Source organism: Sodalis sp. (in: enterobacteria) (assembly GCF_047607725.1).
In the GTDB taxonomy this organism is placed as follows: Bacteria; Pseudomonadota; Gammaproteobacteria; order Enterobacterales; family Enterobacteriaceae; genus JBLKSS01.
Genome location: NZ_JBLKSS010000104.1, coordinates 1 through 8,315 on the forward strand (window position 1 = coordinate 1; position 8,315 = coordinate 8,315).

The 8,315-nt window shown below is 60.0% G+C and carries 6 protein-coding genes; 5 read left to right on the forward strand and 1 reads right to left on the reverse strand.

All coding sequences use genetic code 11. The features are described 5' to 3' along the window. The 5 genes from ACMX3H_RS09745 to ACMX3H_RS09765 all read left to right on the forward strand — a co-directional run. Nucleotides 1-107: transposase domain-containing protein (locus tag ACMX3H_RS09745; protein WP_415210122.1), on the forward strand; the 107-nt coding region annotated here is incomplete at its 5' end. A gap of 34 nt (nucleotides 108-141) precedes the next feature. Continuing rightward, nucleotides 142-342 carry a copper-binding protein gene (locus tag ACMX3H_RS09750; protein WP_415210674.1) on the forward strand — a complete coding sequence of 67 codons (201 nt, stop codon included), beginning with the start codon at nucleotides 142-144 and terminating at the stop codon, nucleotides 340-342. Between the two features lie 12 nt (nucleotides 343-354). After that, on the forward strand, nucleotides 355-1,566 hold the full coding sequence (locus ACMX3H_RS09755) for a TolC family protein (RefSeq protein ID WP_415210670.1): 1,212 nt from the start codon (nucleotides 355-357) through the stop codon (nucleotides 1,564-1,566). Further along, complete coding sequence (locus tag ACMX3H_RS09760; protein ID WP_415210671.1) at nucleotides 1,563-3,152, forward strand: efflux RND transporter periplasmic adaptor subunit; 1,590 nt, start codon at nucleotides 1,563-1,565, stop codon at nucleotides 3,150-3,152. The genes ACMX3H_RS09755 and ACMX3H_RS09760 overlap by 4 nt, the downstream gene beginning before the upstream one ends. Next, nucleotides 3,149-6,298 (forward strand): efflux RND transporter permease subunit, encoded by a 3,150-nt coding sequence (locus ACMX3H_RS09765; protein WP_415210672.1) that lies wholly within the window; start codon nucleotides 3,149-3,151, stop codon nucleotides 6,296-6,298. The genes ACMX3H_RS09760 and ACMX3H_RS09765 overlap by 4 nt, the downstream gene beginning before the upstream one ends. Before the next feature lie 207 nt (nucleotides 6,299-6,505). Here ACMX3H_RS09765 and gltP read toward each other — a convergent pair whose 3' ends face one another. Next, entirely contained in the window at nucleotides 6,506-7,804 is a 1,299-nt protein-coding gene (gene gltP, locus ACMX3H_RS09770; RefSeq protein WP_415210673.1) for a glutamate/aspartate:proton symporter GltP, read from the reverse strand. Nucleotides 7,805-8,315: the final 511 nt, after the last annotated feature.

Here is an 8,315-nt window from a genome sequence, read left to right on the forward strand (position 1 = left end):
TGGAGCCGGAAGCGTATCTGCGCCATGTGCTGGCGATTATCGCGGATCATCCCATCAACAAAATCAAAGAGCTCCTGCCGTGGAACCTCACCATCCCTGCTGAATAACTGTCAATACGGCGCTGGGCGTACGCTTACGTCTATAGCGCGTTGGGATGCGCATGAAGTCGCCATCGCCCATCACGCGATCCCCGCGCTCAAATGGCCGCCGATGACCATGACGTTCGCGTTGCCCGACGCGCTGGCGGCCAAGCCGCTCGCCACAGGCACGGCGGTGAATTTCAGCTTCCGCTTACAAGACGGCAACTATACCGTCACCGCTATTCAGCCCGTCCAGCCTTAAACGAGGAATATCATGCTGTTACCGTGCCGTTATTCGCCGGCATGGCTGGTCCTCGCGCTCCTTTTCTCCACGGCCGTCGACGCCGAAGAGATGGGACTGGCGGAGTCACTGGCCCGAGCCGAACGCTACTCGGCGGATTTATCCGCCACCGTTTACCAACGTCAGGAGCTGGAAAACCAGGCCGACACCGCCAATCAGCTGCCGGATCCGCAGCTTAAGTTCGGCATTGAAAATGTCCCGGTGGGCGGCAGTAACGATCGCCGCTTCAGCCGGGAAGGGATGACCATGAAGCGCGTGGGCATCATGCAGGAGTATATCAGTCAGACCAAACGTGACCGCAAAGCGGACGCCATCCGCGCCGAAGCGGACGCCGTCTCGGCAAACTATCAGCGTCTGCGCGCGCAGCTCCAGCGGGATACCGCGCAAGCCTGGCTGGATCTGGCGCTATCGCAGCGCGCCGTGGACAGCGCCGGGCGGCTGGCTGCTGAGAGCGAACAGCAAATCGGTGTACGGCGTGCCGGCGTCGCGGCCGGCGCCAATGCGGCCGCGGTGCTGGACGCGCGCCGGGATGTGGCGCTGGCCCAGGCGCGTCTCACACAGTTAACCGGCGTCGCACAAGTGCAACCTACGGGCGTGCTGCCACGCTTTGAGCACCTACCGGCGGATGTGGCCGTGCTCACTCAGGGTATCTCGCAGCACCCGGAAATTCTGCAGGCGCGTCGGGTGGCGGACGTCGCGCAGGCCCGCTCGGCCCAATCGGCCGTCGCCACACTGCCCGATGTCGGCGTGGAGGTGTACTACGGCCAGCGCGCCAGCGGCTATGACGATATGGCCGGCATCATGTTCACGGTCGATTTGCCGCTATTTCAGTCACAGAGCCAGGATAAGGATCACGCGGCCGATCGGGTGCGCACCTTTGAAGCGAACGACCGGCTGGCGCTCGCCATTCGCGATCATACCGTGCAATTACAGGCGCTAGTCGCCCGCTATGAGGCATCCCAAAGCCGCTGGCGGTGGCAAACACAGGAGGTCTTGCCATTGAAGCGCCAGCGCATCGCGCTAGTCCAGGCGCAATATCGCAGCGGTACCGCCGGGCTGGGTGAGCTGCTTGAGGCACGCCAGGCGCTATTGAGCAGCGAGCTGGAGGAAAGCCGCGCCGCCAGACAACTGGCCCAGGACTGGGCCGCTATCCGCTATCTGATCCCCGCGGAGAATAGGCTATGAGCCTCTCTGTTACCGGCCGTACCGGCGTCATCGCGCTGGCGATCACCGGGTTGATTGCGGCGTTCGCCGCCGGCTATGCGCTGCATCCAGCCGCGCCGAAGCAGGTCGTCACGACGCAAGACGCGCACCCTGACGCCCATCGCAAAGTGCTGTATTGGTACGATCCCATGGTGCCCGGCCAGCGTTTCGACAAGCCCGGCAAATCACCGTTTATGGATATGCCGCTGACGCCCCGCTATGCCGACCAGACGCCGGATGACGGCGGGATAACCCTCAGCGCCCGCCAACAGCAAAACCTGGGCGTGGCGGTCGCGACGGTTCAGAAAAGCACGCTGTCGCGGGACCTGGACGCCTTCGGTACCGTCAATATCGACGATCGCGGCCTTCGCGTTATTCCGGCGCGGGCCGGCGGGCTGGTGGATAAATTATACGTGCGCGCCGAACAGCAGCACGTTACGCAGAATCAGCCGCTGGCGCGGCTGTGGATCCCCAAATGGAATGCCGCTCAACAGGAATATCTGGCGATAAGGCAATTGGGGGACCGCGCATTGACGGCCGCCGCGCGCCAGAAACTGCAATTGCTATTCATGCCGGAGGAGGTCATCCGCACGGTTGAGCGAAGCGGGCAACCGCAGACCCGCATCACCCTGCGCGCGCCGGCAAGCGGCTTTATCAGCCAATTGTCGGTCCGTGAGGGTAGCCAGGTCACCGCTACGCCGCCGTTGTTTGAGCTGGCATCGCTGGATCCCTTGTGGTTAGTGGCCGATTTCCCGCAGGCGCAGGCCGGCGCCGTGGCGGCGGGGGATGACATTGTCGCCACCACCGCGCGCTGGCCGGACATGCGTTTTCACGGGCGTGTCGAAGAGTTGCTACCGGTCGTGGATAACAGCACCCGCACCTACCGGGCGCGTATCGCCATCGATAATCATGACGCCCGCCTGCAGCCGGGCATGTACATGCGGGTACAGCGGGCCGACGGCGGCGGCACAGGTGAAACGGTGCTGACGATTCCCCAGGACGCGTTACTGCAGACCGGCAGCCGCAATACCGTGCTGCTGGCCGAGGGTGACGGCTGTTTCCGGCCGGTTGAGGTCACCGCCGGGCGCAGTTTGGGCGACCGGGTTGAAATCGTCAAAGGGCTGCACGATGGGGATAAGGCCGCCGCCGCCGGGCAATTCCTCATCGACTCCGAGGCCAGCCTGCGCGGCGCACTTCCGCAGTTGGCTGGCGCGCCGGCCGATAGCCAGGGCGCCTCGCCGCATATGCCGGCGACGCCATCAGGCAATACCGACGCCGGCGGCGCATCGGCACCGCTACAGGCTAACCATGATGCCGGCAGCCACGATGCCTCGCCGCAAACCTATCGGGGAGAAGGGACGCTGAAAGCCCGTCACGACCGGCGGGTGACCCTGGTCCACGGCGCCATCGCGGCGCTGGGCTGGCCGGCGATGAGCATGGATTTCACGCTGCCCGAGAGCGGTTTGCAGCCGGAGGTCAACATCGGTAGCCGGGTGCAATTCGCCTTCATCCTGAACGACAGCGGCGCGCAACTTACCGACATCGTACCGGTAAGGGGCGACCAATGATCGCTTACATCATTCGCTGGTCGCTGCGCAACCGCCTGCTTGTCATCTTGGCGGCGCTGCTGCTGGCGGCCTGGGGCATTTGGTCTCTACAACGTACGCCGGTGGACGCGCTGCCGGATCTGTCCTATGTCCAGGTCATCGTTCGGGTCAACTATCCCGGCAAAGCGCCGCAGGTCGTGGAGGATCAGGTCACCTGGCCTCTGACGACCACGATGCTGTCGGTTCCCGGCGCGACCACCGTGCGCGGCTTCTCCATGTACGGCGATGCTTATATCTATGTACTGTTCGCCGATGGCACCGATCCCTACTGGGCGCGCTCGCGGGTGCTGGAATACCTGAGCCAGACGCAAGCGACGCTGCCGGCGGAGGCCCGCGCCGGCCTGGGTCCGGACGCAACCGGCGTCGGCTGGGTTTATGAGTACGCGCTGGTGGATCGCAGCGGCCGGCATAATCTGGCGGAGCTGCGGGCGTTGCAGGATTGGGTCCTTAAGTTTGAGTTGAAAACCGTGCCCAACGTGGCGGAAGTCGCGAGCCTCGGCGGCATGGTGCGGCAATACCAGTTGGTGTTGCAGCCGGACAAAATGCGCGCATTGAATATCAGCCATCAGCAAATCATCGAAGCGGTACAACAGGCCAACCAGGAAGGCGGCGGCTCGGTGCTGGAGATGAGCGAAGCCGAATATATGGTGCGCACCGCCGGCTATCTAAAAACGCTGGCGGATTTCAACCACATTGTCATCGATGCCCGCGGCGGCGTGCCGATATTGTTGTCCGATGTGGCGCAGGTCCGTCTCGGGCCGGAGATGCGACGCGGCGTGGCGGAACTGAACGGAGAAGGAGAAGTCGCCGGCAGGATCGTCATTATGCGCTGCGGTAAAAATGCGCTGGATACAATCAACGGCGTCAAAAACAAGCTGGCGGACATCCGCCGCAGTCTGCCGCCGGGCGTAGAAATTGTGCCGGTTTACGACCGTTCCCACTTGATTGAACAGGCAATTGATTCGTTATCCCATAAACTGCTCGAAGAGTTTATCGTCGTGGCGCTGGTGTGCAGCCTGTTTTTATTCCACTTCCGCTCCGCGCTGGTGGCGATAATCACCCTGCCGCTCGGCATACTGGGCGCCTTCATCGTCATGCACTATCAGGGGATTAACGCCAATATCATGTCGCTCGGCGGTATCGCTATCGCCATCGGCGCCATGGTCGACGCCGCCATCGTGACGATAGAGAACATGCACAAGGTGCTGGAGCAATGGCGCCATAACCATCCCGGCAAGACGCCGTCAAACGAGGACTATTGGCACATTTCCGCCCGCGCCGCCACCGAAGTGGGGCCGGCACTATTCTGTAGCCTGCTGATCATCACTTTATCTTTCATTCCGGTTTTCTCGTTGGAGGCGCAGGAAGGCCGGATGTTCAGCCCGCTGGCGTTCACCAAGACCTACTCCATGGCGATCGCCGCCGGCCTGGGGATTACGCTGGTGCCGGTGCTGATGGGGTACTTTATCCACGGCCGCATTCCGGACGAGAGGGCCAATCCCCTTAACCGTTGGCTGATTGCGCTGTATCGCACCGTGCTGGATTTGGCGCTGGCCTGGCCTTGGGCCACGCTCGGTCTGTCGCTGGCGCTGTTGTTGGTTACCCTTTATCCCCTCAGCCGGCTGGGCAGCGAGTTCATGCCGCCGCTAGACGAAGGGGATTTGCTGTACATGCCCTCGACCCTACCCGGTATCTCGGCGCGCGAAGCCGCTCGGCTACTGCAGCAAACCAACCGGCTTATCAAGACCGTACCGGAAGTGGAGACGGTATTCGGCAAAGCGGGCCGGGCGGATACCACGACGGATCCGGCGCCGCTGACCATGCTGGAAACCACAATTTATTTCAAACCCAAACAGCAGTGGCGACCGGGAATGACCATGGATAAATTGGTGCGCGAGCTGGATAACGCCGTCTCCCTGCCCGGCATTGCCAATGTGTGGGTACCGCCCATCCGCAACCGGCTGGACATGTTGGCCACCGGCATCAAGAGTCCGGTCGGCATCAAGGTCAATGGCAATAACATTGACCAGATTGAAGAGGTCGCTCAGCAAATCGAACGGGTGGTGCGACAGGTGCCGGGCGTCACGTCGGCGCTGGCGGAGCGTCTGAAAGGCGGACGCTATATCGATGTGGATATCGACCGGGTGCGCGCCGCGCGCTATGGCGTAACGGTGCAGGCGCTGCAGTCCCTGGTCGCCGCGGTCGTCGGCGGGGAGAACATCGGCCAAACTATCGAGGGGCGCGAACGTTATTCCATTAATGCGCGCTATCCGCGCGAGCTGCGGGATTCGGTACAAAAACTGCGCGATCTGCGGGATTCGGTACAAAAACTGCGCGATCTGCCCGTTATCACCGCGGCCGGCGCGCAGATCACGCTGGGGGATTTGGCCTCCATCCGCGTTAATGACGGGCCACCGATGCTGAAAAGCGAGAATGCCAGGCTGTCGAACTGGATTTATGTGGATCTGCGCGGCCGGAATTTAAAATCGGCCGTCGAGGAGATGCAGCGCGCGGTGACGCAACAGGTCAAGCTGCCACAGGGGGTGTCGCTCAGCTGGTCCGGGCAGTTCGAATATCTCGAGCGCGCCAGCGCCAAGCTGAAAATCGTGCTGCCTTTCACACTGGCGATTATCTTTGTTCTACTGTATGTCACCTTTAGCCGGGTGCGCGATGCGCTGTTTATCATGGGCACGTTGCCGTTTGCGTTGATTGGCGGCGTCTGGCTGCTTTATTTGCTGCACTACAATTTGTCGGTGGCGGCCGCGGTGGGCTTTATCGCGTTGGCGGGCGTTGCGGCGGAATTCGGCGTGATTATGGTGCTGTATCTTAACCACGCGCTGGTCAAGCACCGCGCCGAACATGGTCAGTTGGACGAACGGGCGTTGCTGGCGGCCATTCGAGAGGGCGCGGTGCTGCGCGTGCGGCCGAAAGTCATGACCGTTGCGACCATTATGGCCGGCCTGCTGCCGATCATGTGGGTCGGCGGCGTCGGCTCGGAGGTGATGCAGCGCATTGCCGCGCCGATGGTCGGCGGGATGGTCAGCGCACCGCTGCTGTCGATGCTGGTCATTCCGGCGCTGTACAAGCTGCTGCACCGCCGCAGCTGATGGCGTCAACGCGCCTTTGTCAATCCGCGGGTTTTTCCAAGCCGCCTTGACCACGTGGGTCACCTTGGCGCCTTATTGCTGGTCCAACAAAAACGGCCTGATGTCATTAACATCGGGCCGTTTTGGTCTCTGCTTCACACCGAAATCACCCGTCCCAATAGCGCCATGGGGCGCTGGTTGGGAAGACCCGCGGTCGACGCGCGAAAATCAGTCCTTGGTTGCCAACATCTCTTTCTCATACGCCAGCGCCTGCACGCTGTCGTACTGATTTTCCCATTTGGCGATCACCAGCACCGCCAGCGCATTCCCCACAACGTTAAGCGCGGTACGCGCCATATCCAGGATACGGTCGACGCCGGCGATAAACGCCAGCCCCTCCAGCGGTATGCCCACGCTGCCAAGCGTCGCCAGCAGCACCACAAAGGACACTCCCGGTACGCCCGCGATCCCCTTGGAGGTGACCATCAGCGTCAGCACCAGCACCACCTCCTGGCCCAGGGACAGCTCAATGCCATACAGCTGCGCGCTGAAAATGGCGGCGATACTCTGATACAGCGTCGACCCGTCCAGATTGAACGAATACCCGGTCGGCACCACGAAGCCGGTAATCGCCGCCGGTGCGCCGTACGCCTCCATTTTTTCAATAATGCGCGGCAACACGCTTTCTGAACTGGCGGTGGAGAAGGCAAGAATCAGCTCTTCCTTCAAAATGCAGATAAGCGTCCAGATACGCAACCGGCAGAGCCGCGCCACGGCCCCCAGCACCACCAGCGCAAAAAAGATAATGGCGCCGTACACCAGCAACACCAGCTTGGCCAGCGGCAGCAGCGAGGCGAAACCGAAGGTCGCCACGGTGACCGAAATCAGCGCAAAAACCCCCACCGGCGCATAGCGCATCACCATATGCGTGACATTGAACATCGTCTCCGCGACCGCGTTGAACACATTTAACAGCGGCGACCGGGTATTTTCCGGCAAAGAGGCCAGGCCGAGGCCGAACAAGACGGAGAAGAAAATGATCGGCAACATGTCGCCCTTGGCCATCGAGGCGAAAATATTCGCCGGGATGAGCGACAAAATGGTCCCGACCAGACTATGGCCGCTGGACTGCACTGCAACGGTGGTTTGCTCATATTTTGAGATATCCACCACCGCCAGCGTCGACATATCAATCCCGTGGCCGGGATGAAAGACATTGGCCAGGGTAATTCCCAGAATAATCGCCAGTGTCGTGATTATCTCGAAATACAGGATGGTTTTAAATCCGATTCTGCCGAGCTTTTTGGAATCGCCAATACCGGCAATGCCGACAACCAGCGTGGCGACCACGATGGGCACCACGATCATTTTGATCATGCGGATGAAAATATCCCCGGCCGGCGAAAGAATATTGGCAATCATCCAATCGCGTAATTCTCCCTGCTTATGGAGTACCGCACCCAGCAGGATACCCAGGATCAAAGCAACGAAAATTTGCCAGGCGAGCGTTATTTTTAACTTTTTCATAACAATAGTGCTTTCCATAGTAGACCCCACCGTGACGGACACCTGTCCATCTCCGTCACCGGCTTCACTTATTCACCTCTTATGATCATGTGAAGCGGTGGCGCTTTAAAAAGTTGGTATAAATCGAAAATCTCAAAAACGCCGAGCACGCGAGGTGTCTGCTTAAGACTTGATTTATAAGAGATTTCGACAATTTTTTCGGTTATTCCACGTATTTTACAGGAGATTAACTTTAACTCTTTGTTATTAAAGGGTTAAGTAATAGAAAGCGCGCTGAAATTTCTGCCATCAGAAGCGCTACCCGCCTTTATATACGCTTTTTAAACAGAATAAAATGATAAATATCGCTGAAAAGGGTCTGAGAGGGCCATTTGCAGATTCCGACGTATCCGATCATCTGTTCCGGCGACATCCGATCAGTTATTCCGATATTTTCCGATCACCCATTCCAGTGATATTCGATCACGTGTTCGCTCATCTTCTGACTCGGTTTTAGTCTATTTTTCCTGTG

Excerpts from the sequence above, each read along its gene's own strand:
- ACMX3H_RS09760 (WP_415210671.1), top strand. The coding sequence starts at position 1,563 with ATGAGCCTCTCTGTTACCGGCCGTACCGGCGTCATCGCGCTGGCGATC.
- ACMX3H_RS09765 (WP_415210672.1), top strand. The coding sequence starts at position 3,149 with ATGATCGCTTACATCATTCGCTGGTCGCTGCGCAACCGCCTGCTTGTC.
- ACMX3H_RS09755 (WP_415210670.1), top strand. The coding sequence starts at position 355 with ATGCTGTTACCGTGCCGTTATTCGCCGGCATGGCTGGTCCTCGCGCTC.
- gltP (WP_415210673.1), bottom strand. The coding sequence starts at position 7,804 with ATGAAAAAGTTAAAAATAACGCTCGCCTGGCAAATTTTCGTTGCTTTG.